Raw genomic sequence first — 16,998 nt, forward strand, 5'->3', positions numbered from 1 at the left:
CTCCGGATGGCCCGCCTCAGGATGCCGCCACCGCACTGATCGTGAGGAATGGATACCGACGGCAGGCGGACAGGCCGCGCCTCACTCCTGGAGGACGGATGACCAGCCCGCTCGGCCCGGCGCATGGCCCCGCCCAGGAGGGTTCACCGTCGGGTGGCGGGTCGTACGTGGTCGGCGCGGGGAGACTCGCGGGGAAGGCGGTCTCGGCGGTACTGATCGTCCTCGCCTGTGTCCTCATCCCCGTGTCCGTACTGACCGTGTGGGTGCACGACATCGTCCTCGACACGGACCGTTACGTCGAGACGGTCGAACCGCTCGCCTCAGACCCCGCGATCGAGGCCGCCGCACGTGGTCACATCGTCCGGGCCGTCGAGGTTCGCGTCGACGCCAAGCGGGTCACCGCCGAACTCGCGACCTGGCTGCGGTCGCAGGGCCTGCCGCCGACGGCGGCCCGAGCGGTCAAGGGGCTGGCCCCGCAGCTGAACGCGGCCGTGACCGGTGCCGCGGACAGGGCGGCGAAGCGCTTCGTCGAGAGCGACAGCTTCGAGAAGGTGTGGACCTCCGCCAACCGGGTCGCCCACTCGACCGTGGTTCACGCCCTGACCGGAAGGGGCCGCGGAGCGGTCGGCGTGCACGAGGACACCGTGACCCTCGATGTCGGCACCGCTGTCGACCGGGTCAGGAAGGAACTCGTCGACTCCGGTGTGTCGCCGGCCGCCGACATCCCGGACGTCGACAAGCAGATGGTGCTGTTCACGTCCGACAAACTGGAGCGCATGCGGGGCGCCGCGCACGCCCTCGACGTGATCGGCACCTGGATGCCGGCGATGACGGTGCTCATCGCGACAGCGGGAGTACTCCTCGCCCACCGGCGCAGACGCGCCCTGGCCAGGGCCGCCCTGGGCGCCGTCACCGCCTGCCTGATCGTCGCCGTCGGCCTTGCCGTAGCCCGCCGCTACTACCTGGATCACCTGCCCCCGCGGGTCCTGTCGGAGGCGGCCGCGGCAGCCGTCTTCGACCATCTCCTGCATTTCGTACGGGCCACGTTGCGTACCGTGATCGTGCTCGGTGTGGTGGTCGCGGTCGGCGCCTATGCCGTCGGCCCCGGCCGAGGGGCGCGCGCCCTGCGTACCGCTTCCGAGCGCACCGCCGACTCCGCCGCCCGCTGGGCGGACACCCACGACATGCACGCCGGGCGGGTGGGAACGTGGACGGCGGACCACCGGCATCGGCTCACCGTCGGCGTCCTGCTCGCAGTGGCCCTGCTGTTCGCCCTCTGGAATCACCCCACTGTCCTGACGGTGCTTCTGCTGGTGCTCGTCCTGCTGGCGGTGCTGGCGCTGATCGCCCTGGTGGCGGCGATCGGTCGCAGGACACAGGTGGGGGAGCCGGTCACCGATCCGGAGTGAGAATCGGCCGGGGGTCCGCCTGCTGGAGTTCGGCGAGCAACTCGCTCTGGCCGGAGATCAGTTCGGTCAGGATCCTCCGGGCCGCGCGCAGGAGTTCGGCCACATCGCCACCGGCCAGGGCGTAGCTGACGGTCGAGCCCTCCCGGATGGACACCACGATCCCCGAACGGCGCAGCACGGCCAGTTGCTGGGAGAGATTGGACGGTTCGATCTCGATCTCGTTCAGCAGCTCGCGTACGGGGACGGGGCCGTTCTGCAGCAGTTCCAGGACCCGGATGCGCACCGGGTGTCCGAGCATCCGAAAGAACTCGGCCTTGGCCTGGTAAAGGGGGACCTGCATGGTGAATCGCGCTCCCTGCCGCATTCGACGGGCTGCATCTGGCGCGGTGGCCCTGTACGTGCCACCGCAGGCGGTCTGGTGGACCGATTTTCGTGCATCCGGCCCCGCACGCCCATGGGATTGATCTGATCCGGATATGCCCAGTTGAAGAAGTCTTCAATTCATGGGCGTGCGAGGCGGTGGAGTACGCGGCTTTCTACACGTCCAGTTGGCCCTCGACGCCCTTGAGCTGATGGCGGGCCATGGCGAGGTTCGATTTCCTCCTGTCGAGCACGAGATAGAGGAACAAGCCGTTGCCACTACGGCCGTTGATGGGCCGGAGGACGTGGTACTGACTGCCGAGCGTGATGAGGATGTCCTCGATCTCGCCCTTCAGTCCGAGGTGTTCCATGGTGCGGGTCTTGGCGCGGATCACGTCCGTGTTGCCGGCCGCCGCGACGGTCAGGTCAAGATCCTTGCCACCCCCCAGAGTGCCCAGCGCCATACCGCTGGTGTAGTCGACGAGGGCAGTTCCCAACGCGCCCTCGATCGACGTCATGATCTCTTTGAGGCAGATCTCCACATTGCTCATCCCTGGCATCTCCTCCTTGTCACTGCGAGGCTCGGGCGTCGCCCTCCTCACCGATGCCCCCGGACCTTACGGAGGGCCGACGGCCGGCAGTCCAGTAGTTCCGCTACTGACCGACACGGCCAAAGGAAAGTCAGATGATGCGACATCTGTGACCGCTATCTGTGACCGTCCGGGAGGAGTTTGGTGCTGCTGTTGGCACAACCGTCGGGTGGGGTGGGCGGTCTCATGAGTGAGCGAACGATTCCGAGGGGGAGCCGTCATGAAGACGAAGTCAGGCATGTGTCTCAGGATCGCGGTCATCGCGGCGCTCACGACAGCTTCGGTGACTGTCGCCCCGGCCGCGGTCTCGGTGGCGGACGGTGCGACTCCCGCCGCGTCGGCCCCGGGTCGGGGCCACGGCCCGGTCTGGCGCACGTCTCTGGCGGGGACGCTCTCGGACAACTCCGCGCTGTTCGACATCGCGTCGGTCGGCCCGAACGCCGCCTGGGCGGTGGGAACCCAGTACGTCGATGGCGTCGGCGAGGGTGTCATCCTGCGCTGGAACGGCAGAACCTGGCAGCAGCAGTCGACTCCGGCCGTACCGGAGACCGGCGTGTGGCACGCCGTGGACGGGGTGTCCGCGCGTGACGTCTGGGCGTACGGCTGGGACCAGGTGGGCGAGACCCTGGCCCATTACGACGGCAAGCGGTGGACGCAGACCCCACTGCCTGACGAGAAGGGCTACGGCTTCGCGAAGCTAGCCGCCGTCCCCGGCAGGGCCTGGCTGGTGAGCGACACCGCGATCAACTCCTACGCCCACGGCGTCTGGAAGAGCACACCCCTCCCAAGTGGCGTCCACATCAACGCCATCGAAGCGCGGACCGCCCACGACGCCTGGGCGGTAGGGCAGTTCGCGTACGCCGGCCAGCCGAGCCGATCCGTACTCCTGCACTGGAACGGCCGTTCGTGGACCGAGACAGCGCCGGCAGGCAGCGCTCTTGGGATCACGGCCGTGTACCAGGAGTCGTCCCGCAGCGTCTGGGTCACCGCTCTCACCCCGTACACCGAGGACGAGCCGCAGCAGACCAAGGTGCTGCACTGGAACGGCCGCACATGGCGCGATGTCACCGGGCCGGTCGACGGACTGTGGGCCGGCGCCATCACCGGCGACGGCAAGGGCACCGTCTGGGTCTCGGGTGACCCCTACGGCTACGAGGGCACCGCCCTCTACTGGCGCCTGCGCAACGGCACCTGGACCTCCGTGGAGGGCGACGCCGTCCCCGGCGGCCAGACCCAGGCGTACGACATCGAGGCCCTCGCGCCCACCGGCCGCACCGGACAGTTCTGGTCCGTCGGCTACTACGGACTGATCACCGGGGAGTCCACCTCCGCCCAGTACGAACTGATCCAGCGCTCGACCCGCTGAACCCTCCCCTTGACGCGAGGGGCGACGGGAGCCGGAACTCGGGGTGGCCGGCTGTGCGTTGGCGGTCCAAGACAGTCGGCCAGAAGCCCTGAGGCGGGCCCGCACTTGAGGATGCACCCGTCAGTCGACAGTGAACGTGCGGCCCTGAGACCAGGCAGAGCGGGGTCTCATGCGTAGTCGTAGACGGTGGTGGCGATGTCGCGGGCGCTCAAGGTTGTACTGATGATCGGCTCGATGCGCTCCCACTTGCCGCCGGCGAGGCCGCAGCCGATGCGGGGCATGTGAACGGAGGCCTTGTTGGCAAGGGCGTGCTCAGCGACGGCGTGCAGGCAGTGTTCGACGGCGTCGTAGCGGATGGGCGGACCGCCGCTTCCCACCTTCATCCCGCGCTGCGCGACCATGTTCGCGACCCAGATGTCGGATCGGACCTGAACCATCTGTACTGCTCCGAGGGCGAAGTCGTTACCTGCGCGCTCGCGGTGCCAGCGGCGGTATGCGCGCTCCGGTTCGGGCCAGTGACGCGAGATCGCCAGGACGAACCCCTTGCCCCATCCGCCGAGGTCGTTGCAGATATGGGCGATGATCTTCGGCCCCTTCGCCTGGGGGTTGGTCGCGTCGCCCGCGACGATCTTCAACGGTTTCACGGGGCCATGGTCGCCTGGTCCACGATGAGATCCCAATGCTTTTCTCGCGTGCCGCTCTCATCGTGCTTCCTGCACCCTTCCCTTCCCGGGACTTCACCTGCCGGGCGGGACGACGCGCGGATAGCAGTCGTCAAGGTCTTCAAGGGGCCAGAAGGTGATCCTGGATTCCTGGGTCGAGTCCGCAAGGGTATCGGCGAACTCTGCGGGCATAACCGGCTTCGCAGTTGAGGGTGTAGGCGCCGGGAGTGCAGAGCTGTTGGACGGTTGGATGTGAGTCGTCAGGAGGTGCGAGAGTCGTAGTTCTCGCGGTTTGCGAGGACCTCGGCCATGTGCGTCTGCGCCCAGTTCCTGAGCCCGCGCGTCATGTGGTGGAGCGAGAGGCCGAGGTCGGTCAGCTCGTAGGAGACGGTGACAGGGACGGTTGGCGTCACGGTACGGGTGAGCAGACCATCGTGCTCCAGCGACCGCAGCGTCTGGGTCAGCATCTTCTGGCTGACCCCGGCCAGAAGGCGAGCGATCTCGGAGTAACGCATCGCCTTCGGAGCGTCTGCGTGTGCTGCACCGGGCTGGGGAGGGCTGTTGTCGCCGCCCAGCGCACACAGGATCAGGACGACCCACTTGTCCGAGATTCGGTCGAGCAGCTGCCGGCTGGGGCACCCTGCCAGGAACGCGTTGTACTCCACCTTGGCCTGAGCCCTCTTCTGGGCCGCCTTCATCGTCGTCACTGATCGCGCCTTTCCCCTATGGGTGGGTTACGCACTCCAAGGTGCCTACTTCCCGACAGGAAGTTTCTCTCCAATGCTGATGCAGGGAGGCAGCAGGCGCCACCTCCTCAAGTGCACGACGAAAGGCAACAAGATGAGCACACCCTCCCTCTCTCTTCCCGGCGGCTCCTGGACTCTGGGCGACCTGACCGTCACCCGGTTCGGCTACGGCGCCATGCAACTGGCCGGCCCGTGGGTTATGGGGCCGCCCGCCGATCGCGAGGGTGCCCTGGCCGTTCTGCGTGCAGCGGTCGATGTCGGTATCACCCACGTCGACACCAGCGACGCCTACGGGCCGCGCGTCACCAACGAGTTGATCCGCGAGGCACTGCACCCCTATCCCGAGTCACTGCACATCGTGACCAAGGTGGGCGCGACCCGCGACGAACAGGGTGGCTGGCCCACGGCCCGGCGACCCGAAGATCTGCGCCGCCAGGTCCACGACAACCTCAAGTCCCTCCGGCTCGACGTACTCGACCTGGTCAACCTCCGACTCGGCAACGCCGAAGGTCCCCGGCCCGGCTCGCTCGCCGAGGGGTTCGAGACGCTCGTCGAACTCCAGCAGCAGGGCCTGATCCGCCACCTCGGGGTCAGCAACGCCACCGAGGAGCAGGTCACCGAGGCACAGAGCATCGCGCCGATCGTGTGCGTGCAGAACATGTACAACCTCGCCCACCGCCACGACGACAAACTCATCGACCGGCTCGCCCCCGATGGCGTCGCGTACGTGCCCTTCTTCCCCCTCGGGGGCTTTACACCGCTTCAGTCCTCGGCGCTCTCGGCGGTCGCCGCTCGATTGGAGGCGACACCGATGTCCGTCGCACTGGCCTGGCTGCTGCAGCGATCACCGAACATCCTGCTCATCCCCGGCACGTCATCGACGGCACACCTGCGCGAGAACATCGCCGGCGCCGGACTCTCCCTCTCTCATGAGGACTTGACCGAGCTGGACGACATCGGCCGCTGAGTGCCCCAGACAACAGGATGATTCGCCCTCGCTTGGATGGCTTCAGATCACCAACCGTCAGGACCTCCGGCACCAGCCGGCAGACCTGGACCCAGACCAACCACTACTGCGGCGACCTCGACGCGGTCCTGCAACTGACCGACATCCACGGCGATGTGACAGTCCAGGTCCCGCTGGACACACCGCCCAGGCGCCGATCGCGTTGGCGTACGACGAGTACGGCAACCCGGAGGGCAGCACCGCCGCCACCCGCTACGGCTGGCTCGGCAGCAGGCAGCGCTCCGACGAGACACTCACCGGCGCCCTCCTCCTGGGCGTCCGGCTCTACGACCCGACCACCGGACGCTTCCTGTCCACGGACCCGGTCCCCGGCGGTGTACGCGGGCCGAGCCTGGAAGTCCCATAAGGGTGCTCGCGGCAAGGCCGCCAAGGCCGACCGCCGCTACCACCGCCGTTACACTCACCGCGCCGACCGGATCGGCCGGTGGTACGGAGGCGCTTCGACCGCCTACGGCCTGTACGGGGAGTACCGCTCCTACCGGCAGCAGGGAGCGCTGCTCGCGTTCGCGCGAGGGGACCGGCGGGAAGCAGCCGACGCGGCCGCTGAATCCGATCGGGCGGTGACCCGACTCCTTGGGGCCCGGCCCGGGCCCGGGAAGATCCGTACCCAGGAGGCGCACACCGTGTGGAGTCCGGCTTCGGACGCCCTCGGACTCCGCTCCTGGCTGTGGTTCACGATGGCGGTCGTACTCGGGGTCGGGGGTCTCCTGATCACACTGATCGGCCCCACCACACCCCAGTACGTGCGATGCGTGATCGCCTTCCTGCCCTCCGTCCCCAGTGCCCTGTTCGCCTCCTGGCAGATCGGTCACGCAGCCCTGGAACGGTGCCACTGCCGTCTGGGGGCGGCGGTCAGGACTTTCGCACGTACTCTCCCGGTTCCGCGTCCGCGTCCATGCTGAACAGCAGCAGATGGCCGTCGCGGCCGACAGTGAAGGAGACCGCGTCGGGCTGGCGGCAGCCCTTGCCCGACTCCGCGGTGTACGCCGCCGGGCTGAGCGCCAGCACGGGGGAGACGGCGCCGATGACGAAGGTGCTGTCGCAGTACTGCTCCGTGCCGTCATCCATGGCCGCCTCGACCGACATCCGCACCAGGCGGCCACCGACCGGGCCCTGGGTGATCCGGATCAACTCCTTCTCGCGATAGGTGTCGTTGGCCGGCACCCAGACGCCGACGTACTGGTCCGGCACCGCGTCCCGTCCGCCGGCCGACCGGTGGAAATCGGCGGTCAGGCTGCCGGACTTCCACACCAGTACGTCCTGCGACCGCACCTTGAGGGTCTGCTGGGAGAGCGGCGTGCACCGTCCCTGCGGTACCTCCGCGGTCACCTGGCCCTTGCCGACGACCAGCGTGTCGGCATCGGCGGAGACCAGCTTGCCGCGCCCTGTGCACTGCAGGTCCCCGCCGGTGTCGATGTACGCGGCGACCTTGTCACCCGGCCCGCCCGGTGAGATTTCCAGCCGCAGTACCCGTTTCGGCAGTTCGGGATTGCCATCGAGTACGCCTTCCCAGGCGCCGACGAACTCGTCCGGGATGCCCGACTCGGCACCCGGCGACGCCGATTGAGAGGCCGAGCCGCCCGTCGCGGGGTCTTTCTCACCGTCGTCGAGCAGCGTGAGCGCCGTGCCCGTGGCCACCGCGGCGAGCGCCACCACTCCGGCGAGGACCGGCCGCCACCGCCGCTTGGACCGCGTCGGCGCCGGTGAGCCCTGCGGCGGTGTCTCCGCGGTGAGCATCCGGGCGGCGAGCCGGCCGAGTTCGGCCAGCAGCTCCGCGGGCAGCCACGGGCCGTCCTCGTCGGTGCGGATGAGGACGGCGAGCTGCTCGGTCGTGGGCCTCCGCTGCGGGTCCTTGGCGAGGCAGGCGGTCACCAGACCGGTCAGCGTCGGTGGCACCCCGGTGAGGTCCGGCTCCTCCTCGGCTATCCGGAACATCAGCGCGTGCAGCCCCAGCTCGGCGGAGCCGAACGGCAGCCGTCCCGTCGCCGCGTACACCAGCACGGAGCCGAGGCTGAACACGTCCGCGGCAGGCGTCACCCGCTGTCCGCGCACCTGCTCAGGCGACATGAAACCGGGCGAGCCGAGGACGACCCCGGTGGAGGTACGCAGACTGCCCGCCACGGTGTCGAGCGCCCGGGCGATGCCGAAGTCGATCACGCGCGGGCCGTCGACGGTCAGCAGGATGTTCGACGGCTTGACGTCGCGGTGCACCAGGCCCGCGCCGTGGATGGCACGCAGCGCACGGGCGAGGCGCCCGGCCAGGGAATGCAGGGTGGCCTCGGGCAGCGGCCCGTAGCCCGACTCGACGACCTGCTGCAGTGAGGGCCCGGCCACGTACTCGGTGGCCACCCAGGGTGCCGCGGCCTCGGTGTCGGCGCCCAGCATCGGCGCCGTCCACTCACCGCCCACCCGGTGCAGCGCGGCGACCTCCTGCCGGAACCTGGCCCGGAACTCGGGGTCTTCGGCCAGTTCCGCCCTGACTACCTTCACCGCCGCGACCCGCCCGCCCGCGGAACGTCCCAGGAAGACCTGGCCCATACCGCCGGCACCCAGTCTGCCGATCAGCGTGAAGTCCCCCATCCGCCGCGGATCCCCCGGCTCCAGGACGTGCATCCGTGCCCCGCTCTCCCCGTGTGCGTCCGCTCGCTCTGTGCGGCGGCGACATTACCGGTTCGAACGGAACCCGGCCCGCGACGGCTGCGCCGCCCACAACCAACCGACACGGAGTCGAACACAGATCTGACGAGGCATCACCTTCGCCTGGCAGGCGGAAGGCGTACGCGCTCCTGTACGGGGCAGGGGCTGCCGCGTCGTCAACATCGGGCGTCAGCGGCGGACATGGACGATGCAGTCGACAGGCGCGCTCGGGTTTCGGCGGCGGCGCTTCCGGTGTCCGCGGCCGGCCACACCCGCACTTGCGACTCCTACAGCCTTGCCGGGTGTGCCTCGGGTCGTATCCACACTGGTGCGGTGCGTGGGTCGCCGCCCGTCGGCCGAGCCTCAAAAGTCACGCGCATCCGGGGGCAACCTTTCCGGTGTTCCGCGACCACTGACGAGTCGAAAGCCCCGCACGCGGGAGCTTCACACACCGCACGTGTTCCACCACCACGTAAGGACTCATCCGTGGCTTCCCCTTCCCACCGCCGCTCCCTCCGCACCCGCCGCACCGTTCTGGTCTCCACCGCCGCCATGGCCGCCGCGGGCCTCGGCGCCGCCGTGTTCGCCATGAACGCGAACGCGGGTGCGGTCGATCTGGCTCACCAGGTGCTGCCCGCCAAGGACGGCTGGGCGGCCTCCGGCACCGGCACGACCGGTGGCGCGCAAGCCGACTCCGCGCACGTCTTCACCGTCAGCACCCGCGCGCAGCTGGTGAAGGCGCTGGGCAGCGCGACCAACTCGACGGCGAAGATCATCCGGATCAAGGGCACCATCGACGCCAACGCGAACGACGCGGGCAAGAAGCTGACCTGCGCCGACTACGCGGCCGGTACGGGATACTCGCTCGCCGCCTATCTGAAGGCGTACGACCCGGCCACGTACGGCCGTTCGAAGCTGCCGTCCGGTACGCAGGAGAAGGCGCGGGCCGCCGCCCAGGCCGCGCAGGCGAAGAACATCGCCTTCAAGGTGCCGGCCAACACCACCCTCGTGGGAGTGCCGGGCACCAACGCCGGGATCACCGGCGGCAGTCTCCAGGTGAAGAGCGTCGACAACGTCATCATCCGGAACCTGACCTTCAGCGCCACCGAGGACTGCTTCCCCCAGTGGGACCCGACGGACGGTTCCACCGGCAACTGGAACTCCGCGTACGACTCCGTCACCCTGCGCGGGGCGACCCATGTATGGGCCGACCACAACACGTTCACCGACGCGCCGCACCTCGACAGCGCCAACCCGAAGTACTACGGCCGGGAGTACCAGATCCATGACGGCGACCTCGACATCACCAACGGCTCCGACCTGGTGACCGTCGAGCGCAACCAGTTCACCAACCACGACAAGACCATGCTGATCGGCAGCAGCGACACCGACAGCGTCGGCAAGCTGCGGGTCTCCATCCACCACAACGTGTGGAAGGGCATCGTCCAGCGCGCCCCGCTGGCCCGGATCGGCCAGATCCACATCTACAACAACTACTTCGACACGACGACCCTCAACGGCTACGCACCCCTCTACACGGTCAACTCCCGGGCCAAGGCACAGGTCGTCGCCGAGTACAACGCCTGGAAGCTCCCGTCAGGCGGCAAGACCGCGAAGCTGCTGAGCGGCGACGGCACCGGCTCGGTCGCGGGCACCGGCAACCTCGTCAACGGCACGGCGACGGATCTGGTGGCCGCGTACAACGCCGCGAACTCGAAGAAGCTGAAGACGACGGTCAACTGGAAGCCGGCCCTGACGACGGGCCTCCAGACGACGGCAAAGAACCTGGCGACGGAGTTGGCGGGGACCACGGGGGCCGGGGTCCTCTCCTAGGGAGACGGGGCCCAGGACCCGTGGTGTGACGCTGTTGGTCTGTTCGGGCCCGGTTGCTCCGCCTCGTCGGTTCTGTCGCTGCGCCGCCGTGGTCAGGCGATACGGGCCATGACGCGCCGTCTGGATTTCGCCGACGACGCGTGGTGGGGGAAGAACCGGCCTGGGGGAGCTGTCCGGACACGGTAACGACTTGCGTACGGCTGCCTACCAGCTGACGAACGCCGCCGGGCTCCCGCGCGGCAGGCCCTCGCGGATCTCTCCGTCGTCATCGCGATTCACGTGCGTGCGCCGCTGTGAGCGGGGGCCGTTGTGCTTCCTCGGTCCGTGGTTGTGGCGGTGAGGGGGGTGAGTTGGCGGATGTCGTGGCGGAGCCGCAGGGCTGTGATCTCGGCATGGTCCGGGTGGCCTGGGGCGTTCCGGAGGTCGGTGACTTCCTGGAGGTAGGTCTCGTAGCCGGCGGGGGAGACGAGGAAGAGCATCCGGGCCGGTTGGGCCCCGGGGTTGGAGAATGCGTGGGGCATCCGGCGGGCACGAACATGAAGTTCCCGGGTCCACCCCGCAGCATGTGAGCGCCGGTCTCGGACTCCCAGGATCGCCAGTCGCCAATGGCCTGGGAGACCGGATGGAAGGCGAGCACGGCTGATGGCACTCAGCGCACCGCCTACATGTCGCGCTGCTGCGTCTGGTGGCGGCGATCGCGCCGATGGACCGGGCGTTGAGGCGGGGGCCGGCCAGGTCGCGAGCTTCTTGTAGCAGGTCGGGGCGGCGGCGATGGCCGGGCCTCGGCTCCGCCGGTCGTTGCGGACCCCGTACGGGATCTTGAGACCACGAGCAGCCCATGGCAGGCTCATGCCGCATGATCGATGATTTCGCGAAAGCCAACCTGCACGGGAGACTGCGGCGGGACCGCGAGGCGCTGCTCTGGAAACTCGACGGCTTGTCCGAATACGACGCCCGCCGGCCGTTGACGGCGACCGGTACCAACCTCCTCGGCCTGGTCAAACACGTGGCCACCGTCGAGGCCAGGTACTTCGGTGAGGTCTTCGACCGCCCTTCCCCGGAACTGCTGCCCCGGTGGCAGGACTACGACGGCGGCGATCTGTGGGCGGCCGGGGACGAGACCCGCGATCAGATCATCGGGTTCTACCGGCGCACGTGGGAACACTCGGACGCGACGATCAACGAGCTTCCCCTCGACGCCCCCGGCCACGTGCCGTGGTGGCCGGAGTCTGATCCCAACACGAACCTGTTCGCCGTCATGGTCCATGTCCTCGGCGAGTCCAACCGGCACACCGGGCACGCCGACATCCTGCGCGAGGGCCTCGACGGCCGGACCGGGCTGCGCCCCGAATACGAGCAGCAGATCGACGAGGAAGCCCGTGCGACCTACTGCGCGAAGATCGAGCAGGCCGCCAGGTCGGCCGCACCGATCAAGGCTCAGAGGGTGACTCACGTGACGTGATGTTCGTGCGGCATGCTGCCGGTCGTGGGTGCTGATCCATCGAAGCGTGTGGTTCCTGATGAACTCCGGGAGCCGGCCGCCCCGTTGCTGTCGTCGTTCGCTGCCCGTCCGCAAGGTGGTGGGACCGCTCCGTGTGCCGAGCGGGCCGTGTTCACGGCAGCGGTGTACGCGCATCAAGACGCCGAAGAAGATCACGGGTCGGTCCGGTCGAACAGCGCATGCTCGACGCGGACGAACTGCCTGCCTTCCGGGTGGAGTTGACAGAGCGGCAGGCGGCGACAGCGCGGCTGATCCGGGCCGAGACCCGGCTGCGCGAGATGCGGCGGACGGTGGAGATCGCGCGCCACAACATGCGGCATCAGGGGCTCCCGGACGAGATCGGTCTCGCCGAGTGGTTCACGCTCCGGCTCGACGACCCTCTCGCCCACGCCGAGGGGACCCGCGAACGCGCGGCTTCAGCGCAGGACCGAACACCGGGAGCAGCGTTGGGAGCTCCTCGCGGTGCTGGAGGCCGCCGGTCTCGGCTCGCTGTCGATGGTGCTGGCCTCCATCCAAGCCCTCGACTCCCACGTGCCGGTGCCGGTGCTGGACCGGGTCAAGCCGTACGTCGTCCTCGGCCCGGGTGCGACGGCGTTCGCGCCGACCGCCGGCGGCCGATCGTCAAGAAGCAGATCCGGCTGGGTCTTTGCCGCCAAGGAGGGCCACGATCTCCTGCGCACCGTTCGAGGATGTCAGCCGGGCCCACGACCCGTCCTGGAAGGAGATCTTGAAGTCGGTCTCGGACATGCTGAATGGTTTGAGCTCCGCGCCGATGATCTCCTTCAGGGGCAGCGACCAGAGGACGACCTCGGATCCCGGAACCTCCTCGCCGCCACCCCAATAGACGAACCGGCTGCCCCGTGCTGTGTCCTTGTGCGACGTGATGCGCACGAGCCCATCAGGCTCGGTCAGTTCGATCTCGGTCACCATGGGCCAGGGCCGCCGGGAGGGATCGAGCTGCCAGGGCAGAGTACGAGCCGTCTCGCCCACGCCCGCCCATATGACGGGGAAGTCGTCGACCTCGTTCTCACGCTCCTCCAGCTTCCCCCGCTTGGCGGGCGACGAGGGACTGCCGAGAGCGTCGGCGATGATGTACAGCGGCAGCATCAGGATCGCGGTCACGACACCAAGGACGTACTGGCCGAGCCGACCGAAGAACCCCCGCACCGCGAAGGCCCGTTGCCCAGGAGGCCAGCCAGGCAGTCCGGGTTCGATGTCGTTGCGCTCGTGGTCGCGGTAGGACCGCCGCTTCGCCACCGCTGCGGCTGTACCTGTGGCGAACTCGACCCGGTAGCGCTCCGGTTCCTCGTCCATGACCTTCCTTCCCTGCCGTTCCGGCAAGGTCAACTATGCCAAGTCGACCGGAAACTCGGGGATCCGGGCGGTCGGGAGGCCCAGCCGATGCGAGGTGGGCACCTTGCCGTAGGCGGCGGCCGTGCTCAAGGGGCCGGTGAAGACACGGGAGTCGGCCAGCGGCGGATGTCGAGTAGCGGAGTGCGAGGGACGGTCGTCGCGAGAGCGCTCAGGCCCGTTCCTCCGGTGCTCTTCTCTCCGAAGGAGGCGAACCGATCTCCTTCGCCACGTCCCACACGCGTGCTCCGTCGTCGTACCCCACGGTGATGATCAGCGGTGGGCCCTGCGCCGGCCGGACCTGGCAGGCGGCGCGTACCCAGCCGTGGCCGCTGAGGAGGCCGGCGAGGTCCATGCCCAGGTCGCCGGCGCGCTCGCCGGTGAACGGGTCCCAGACAGCGGTGCCCGGCCCGTCCCCGCCGGCGACGAGGAGCGTGCGGTTCCCGGCTTCCGCCTGGCACAGGGCGTACACGGGCCCGACACCGGCGGTGAACGCCCGTACCTCCTGCGGTGCCTCCACGTCCCACAGCCGGACGACCCCGTCCCAGCCGGCGGTGGCGAGCAGGGTGCGGTCGCCGTCGGACACCTCGCACAGGGTCCACACGGCGCGGTTGTGCGCGGTCAGCTCCAGTGCCGCCCGCCCGGACTTGGCGTGCCACAGGGTCACTGTGCCGTTGCCGTGCCCGGCCGCGAGCAGCGTTCGCCCGCCCGTACGCACCTGACACAGGGAGAAGATCCACCCCTTCCGGGGTCCGGTCCCGATCGTGCGCACCAGCCGGCCGTCGCGCGGGTCCCAGACGCGTATCACGCCGTCCCGGCCCGCCGAGGCCAGCAGGTCGCGCCCCGAGATGCGCACCGTGCACAGCCCGTACACCCAGCCGCGGTGTCCGGTGAGGGAGGCCACCAGTTCGCCCCGGTTCTCCAGATCCCAGAGCCGGACGACCCCGTCCCGGCCGCCGGACGCCAGCAGGGGCCTGCCGTCGACGTGGACCTCGCACAGCGCACGGATCCAGGTCCGCGAGTGCGTGAGGACCGCCGTGTCCTCGCGCTCGGCCGGGTCCGCGAGCCGGATCACCTTGCGGTGCCCGGAGTACGCCACGAGTCTCCGGCCGCCGACCGTGACCTCGCAGGCTGTCTCGAACGACGGCCGGAACCGGTACCGGCCGTCCGACCGCCGGACCACCCATACGGCGATCAGGACGATCAGCAGGACGATCCCTGCCACTGTGCCGACGATCAACATCCGCCCTCCCCGAAATCCCCGGAGCCTTCCTGATGCGGCAACGGCCGCGGCCCCTACATGACTTGATCTTCCTGCGCGCGTCGGGCCGGGACGATCGTGCTGTTACGTAGATCGGTTACGTAGTTTCCGCATCCGTTCGTCTCGTCCGACCCGTCCGACTCGCCCTACCTGGACGAGGGTTGTGAGATCGAGAACACGAACCCACAGGTTGTCAGTGGCGTACGACAGGATGTGTGGAGGCACCAACTGTCGCGGGGGCGTGAGGGAATGACGACGGAACGGACACCGCTGGTCGGCAGAGAGGCGGAACTCGCGCGGCTCGACCGGCTGCTGGCGGATCTGGTGGAGGACGTGCCCGGCCGCCCGGCGGTGCTGGACGTCAGCGGTGAGGCGGGCATCGGCAAGAGCCGGCTGGTCCACGAGCTGTGCCTGGCCGCGACACGGCGCGGGGCGGCGGTGCTGCGCGGCCGGGCGACGGAGTACGAACGCCACATCCCGTTCCAGCCGTTCACCGACGCCTTCTCCGACCTCGCCCCGGAGGCCGTCGAATCCTTCCCGGCGGCTGCCGAGGTCGCCCCGGTGCTCAGCGGCGCTCCCCGCGGCACGGACCGCTTCCACCTGCACCGGGCCACCGCCGCCCTGTTGACCCACGCCGCGGCGTCTGCGCTGGTCGTGGTTCTGGACGACATGCACTGGGCGGACGCCGCGTCGCTGGAACTCCTCGACCATCTCGTACGGCACCCCGTACGCGCCCGCGTCCTGCTGGTCCTCGCCCGTCGCGACCGGCAGAGCCCCGCGCCGCTCGCCGCGACCCTCGTCCGCGGCACGGAGACCGGCACGGTACGGCGGACGGTACTCGGCCCGCTCGGCGAGCGGGATTGCGTCGAACTGCTCACCCCCGACCTGGCCCGCGACCAGGCCGTACGGCTCTTCACGGCGAGCGAGGGCAACCCGCTGTACCTGCTGACCCTGCTCCAGGCGCATCGCGAGGGCGCGTCGGTGAGCCGCCTGTCCACGACCGGCCTCGGGTCGCTGCTGCTCGACGAGCTGACCCCGCTGACGCCGTCGCAGGTTCGGCTCGTCCAAGTGGTGGCAGCTCTGGGCGACCACGCCACGCCCGCGCTGCTCGGGCCGGTGACCGGCCAGGAGCCGGGGCAACTGACCGGGGACCTCGACGTACTGACCCGGCGCGACCTGCTGCGCACCGGCACGCACGGGCGGATCGCGCTGCGTCACCCCGTGCTGCGCAGCCTTGTCCGCGACGGCACCGACCCCTGGCTGCGAACGGAGACCCACCGGCTCGTCGGCGCCGAACTCGCCCGGACCGGCGCCCCGTTGGCCGAGCGGGCGCATCACGCCGAGCAGTCGCTGTCCGGCTGGGACCCGCGGGCGGCGGCGGTGCTGGACGAGGCCGCCGAGCAAGCCGCGCAGACGGCGCCCGCGAGCAGCGCGCACTGGCTCGAGGTGGTGCTGCGGCATCTTCCGCACACGCCGGAACACGTGGGCAGACGGCGCGAGTTGATGCTGCGGCGGGCCCGGGCGCTGGGCGTCGGCGGCCGGCTCAGGGAGAGCCGGGACCTCTTGCACCAGGTGATCGCCCTGCCCGACCCGGGCGACGGGACGGGGTCGCGGGCGTCCGCTGTCGTACTGTGCGCCGTCATGGAGCGCCATCTGGGGCGTTACTCGGAGGCGGTCGCCCTGCTCCGCCGCGAGTTGCACCGCACCGATCCCGCGCCGTCGCTCGCCGACCAGGTGGCGCTGGGCCTGGAGCTGGGCTCCTCGGCCCCGCTCGACACCTCGTACCCGGCGGTGCGCTCCGAGGTGGCACACACCCTGGAGGTGGCCCGCTCCCTCGGGGACGAGACGGGTGTGGCGGGTGCGCTGAGCGTCGCGGCGCTGGGAGAGGCGTACGAGGGGGAGACAGCGGCGGCGGACGACTTCACCCGCCGGGCGGCGGCCCTCGTGGACTCACTGCCGGACGGCGATCTGACCGGCCTGTGCGAACCGCTGATGCGGCTGGCCTGGGCGGAGGCGTTCCTGGAGCGCTTCGCCGACGCCGAGCGGCACGCCGATCGCGGCCTGGCCATAGCCCGCCGCACCGGCCAGCTCTACCTCCTGCCCCACCTTCTGCTGTGCAAGACACACGTGCGCACCCAGACCTGTCGGCTCGCGTCGGCGGTGGAACTGTCCGAGGAGGCCGAGGACATCGCCCGCGGCATCGGCAGTGACGAACTGCTCGCCTTCGTCCTCGCGACCAGGGCCCACGCCCTGGTC

16 protein-coding genes and 1 pseudogene are annotated in these 16,998 nt (G+C 69.6%); 9 read left to right on the forward strand and 8 right to left on the reverse strand.

Going from position 1 to position 16,998, the window contains the following annotated elements; translation table 11 throughout:
- Window positions 1–98 precede the first annotated feature (98 nt).
- The gene (locus ACWCRB_RS36245; protein ID WP_451000111.1) at window positions 99–1,409 is read left to right on the forward strand and encodes a hypothetical protein; all 1,311 of its coding nucleotides are present in this window, start codon (window positions 99–101) and stop codon (window positions 1,407–1,409) included.
- Here ACWCRB_RS36245 and ACWCRB_RS36250 read toward each other — a convergent pair.
- Complete coding sequence (locus ACWCRB_RS36250; RefSeq protein ID WP_369035264.1) at window positions 1,393–1,749, reverse strand: ArsR/SmtB family transcription factor; 357 nt, start codon at window positions 1,747–1,749, stop codon at window positions 1,393–1,395. The genes ACWCRB_RS36245 and ACWCRB_RS36250 overlap by 17 nt on opposite strands.
- Before the next feature lie 196 nt (window positions 1,750–1,945).
- Complete coding sequence (locus ACWCRB_RS36255) at window positions 1,946–2,320, reverse strand: hypothetical protein (protein WP_369035265.1); 375 nt, start codon at window positions 2,318–2,320, stop codon at window positions 1,946–1,948.
- A gap of 259 nt (window positions 2,321–2,579) precedes the next feature.
- Here ACWCRB_RS36255 and ACWCRB_RS36260 point away from each other — a divergent pair, with 259 nt between their 5' ends.
- On the forward strand, window positions 2,580–3,725 hold the full coding sequence (locus ACWCRB_RS36260; RefSeq protein ID WP_451000112.1) for a hypothetical protein: 1,146 nt from the start codon (window positions 2,580–2,582) through the stop codon (window positions 3,723–3,725).
- Between the two features lie 167 nt (window positions 3,726–3,892).
- Here the strand turns inward: ACWCRB_RS36260 and ACWCRB_RS36265 are convergent, their stop codons facing one another.
- A complete protein-coding gene (locus tag ACWCRB_RS36265) occupies window positions 3,893–4,369 on the reverse strand; it encodes a macro domain-containing protein (protein WP_451000113.1) in 477 nt (158 codons plus the stop codon).
- A 278-nt stretch (window positions 4,370–4,647) separates the two neighbouring features.
- Window positions 4,648–5,085, reverse strand: a complete 438-nt coding sequence (locus ACWCRB_RS36270) for a winged helix-turn-helix transcriptional regulator (RefSeq protein ID WP_451000124.1) — start codon at window positions 5,083–5,085, stop codon at window positions 4,648–4,650.
- Between the two features lie 142 nt (window positions 5,086–5,227).
- Between ACWCRB_RS36270 and ACWCRB_RS36275 the strand changes: the two genes are divergently transcribed.
- The 3 genes and pseudogenes from ACWCRB_RS36275 (at window position 5,228) to ACWCRB_RS36285 (ending at window position 7,062) form a co-directional block, all read left to right on the forward strand.
- Window positions 5,228–6,100, forward strand: a complete 873-nt coding sequence (locus tag ACWCRB_RS36275) for an aldo/keto reductase family oxidoreductase (protein WP_451000114.1) — start codon at window positions 5,228–5,230, stop codon at window positions 6,098–6,100.
- Window positions 6,101–6,219: 119 nt separating this feature from the next.
- Window positions 6,220–6,476, forward strand: a pseudogene (locus ACWCRB_RS36280) (hypothetical protein); the annotation flags it as partial.
- A complete protein-coding gene (locus ACWCRB_RS36285) occupies window positions 6,475–7,062 on the forward strand; it encodes a hypothetical protein (protein WP_451000115.1) in 588 nt (195 codons plus the stop codon). The pseudogene ACWCRB_RS36280 and the gene ACWCRB_RS36285, both read left to right, overlap by 2 nt.
- Here the strand turns inward: ACWCRB_RS36285 and ACWCRB_RS36290 are convergent.
- Entirely contained in the window at window positions 7,013–8,773 is a 1,761-nt protein-coding gene (locus tag ACWCRB_RS36290) for a serine/threonine-protein kinase (RefSeq protein ID WP_451000116.1), read from the reverse strand. The genes ACWCRB_RS36285 and ACWCRB_RS36290 overlap by 50 nt on opposite strands.
- Window positions 8,774–9,283: 510 nt before the next feature.
- Between ACWCRB_RS36290 and ACWCRB_RS36295 the strand changes: the two genes are divergently transcribed.
- Window positions 9,284–10,630 carry a pectate lyase family protein gene (locus ACWCRB_RS36295; protein ID WP_451000117.1) on the forward strand — a complete coding sequence of 449 codons (1,347 nt, stop codon included), beginning with the start codon at window positions 9,284–9,286 and terminating at the stop codon, window positions 10,628–10,630.
- A 275-nt stretch (window positions 10,631–10,905) separates the two neighbouring features.
- Here ACWCRB_RS36295 and ACWCRB_RS36300 read toward each other — a convergent pair whose 3' ends face one another.
- Window positions 10,906–11,151, reverse strand: a complete 246-nt coding sequence (locus tag ACWCRB_RS36300) for a hypothetical protein (protein ID WP_451000118.1) — start codon at window positions 11,149–11,151, stop codon at window positions 10,906–10,908.
- 335 nt (window positions 11,152–11,486) lie between these two features.
- On the opposite strand from ACWCRB_RS36300, the gene ACWCRB_RS36305 reads away from it, so the two are divergent.
- A complete protein-coding gene (locus ACWCRB_RS36305; RefSeq protein WP_451000119.1) occupies window positions 11,487–12,092 on the forward strand; it encodes a DinB family protein in 606 nt (201 codons plus the stop codon).
- A 131-nt stretch (window positions 12,093–12,223) separates the two neighbouring features.
- Window positions 12,224–12,862 (forward strand): CATRA conflict system CASPASE/TPR repeat-associated protein, encoded by a 639-nt coding sequence (locus tag ACWCRB_RS36310; RefSeq protein WP_451000120.1) that lies wholly within the window; start codon window positions 12,224–12,226, stop codon window positions 12,860–12,862.
- On the opposite strand, the gene ACWCRB_RS36315 is transcribed toward ACWCRB_RS36310, so the two are convergent.
- Both ACWCRB_RS36315 and ACWCRB_RS36320 read right to left on the reverse strand, forming a co-directional pair.
- Window positions 12,753–13,445, reverse strand: a complete 693-nt coding sequence (locus ACWCRB_RS36315; protein WP_451000121.1) for a hypothetical protein — start codon at window positions 13,443–13,445, stop codon at window positions 12,753–12,755. The genes ACWCRB_RS36310 and ACWCRB_RS36315 overlap by 110 nt on opposite strands.
- A 208-nt stretch (window positions 13,446–13,653) precedes the next feature.
- A complete protein-coding gene (locus ACWCRB_RS36320; RefSeq protein WP_451000122.1) occupies window positions 13,654–14,724 on the reverse strand; it encodes a WD40 repeat domain-containing protein in 1,071 nt (356 codons plus the stop codon).
- A 267-nt stretch (window positions 14,725–14,991) separates the two neighbouring features.
- Between ACWCRB_RS36320 and ACWCRB_RS36325 the strand changes: the two genes are divergently transcribed.
- A partial coding sequence (locus ACWCRB_RS36325; protein WP_451000123.1) for an ATP-binding protein occupies window positions 14,992–16,998 on the forward strand: 2,007 nt, incomplete at its 3' end.

The sequence above is a fragment of the Streptomyces sp. NPDC002156 genome (assembly GCF_053593675.1).

Coding starts and splice junctions, on each gene's coding strand:
- ACWCRB_RS36245 (WP_451000111.1), top strand. CDS start 99: ATGACCAGCCCGCTCGGCCCGGCGCATGGCCCCGCCCAGGAGGGTTCA.
- ACWCRB_RS36250 (WP_369035264.1), bottom strand. CDS start 1,749: ATGCAGGTCCCCCTTTACCAGGCCAAGGCCGAGTTCTTTCGGATGCTC.
- ACWCRB_RS36260 (WP_451000112.1), top strand. CDS start 2,580: ATGAAGACGAAGTCAGGCATGTGTCTCAGGATCGCGGTCATCGCGGCG.
- ACWCRB_RS36300 (WP_451000118.1), bottom strand. CDS start 11,151: ATGCCCCACGCATTCTCCAACCCCGGGGCCCAACCGGCCCGGATGCTC.
- ACWCRB_RS36315 (WP_451000121.1), bottom strand. CDS start 13,445: ATGGACGAGGAACCGGAGCGCTACCGGGTCGAGTTCGCCACAGGTACA.
- ACWCRB_RS36255 (WP_369035265.1), bottom strand. CDS start 2,320: ATGAGCAATGTGGAGATCTGCCTCAAAGAGATCATGACGTCGATCGAG.
- ACWCRB_RS36305 (WP_451000119.1), top strand. CDS start 11,487: ATGATCGATGATTTCGCGAAAGCCAACCTGCACGGGAGACTGCGGCGG.
- ACWCRB_RS36320 (WP_451000122.1), bottom strand. CDS start 14,724: ATGTTGATCGTCGGCACAGTGGCAGGGATCGTCCTGCTGATCGTCCTG.
- ACWCRB_RS36270 (WP_451000124.1), bottom strand. CDS start 5,085: ATGAAGGCGGCCCAGAAGAGGGCTCAGGCCAAGGTGGAGTACAACGCG.
- ACWCRB_RS36275 (WP_451000114.1), top strand. CDS start 5,228: ATGAGCACACCCTCCCTCTCTCTTCCCGGCGGCTCCTGGACTCTGGGC.
- ACWCRB_RS36290 (WP_451000116.1), bottom strand. CDS start 8,773: ATGCACGTCCTGGAGCCGGGGGATCCGCGGCGGATGGGGGACTTCACG.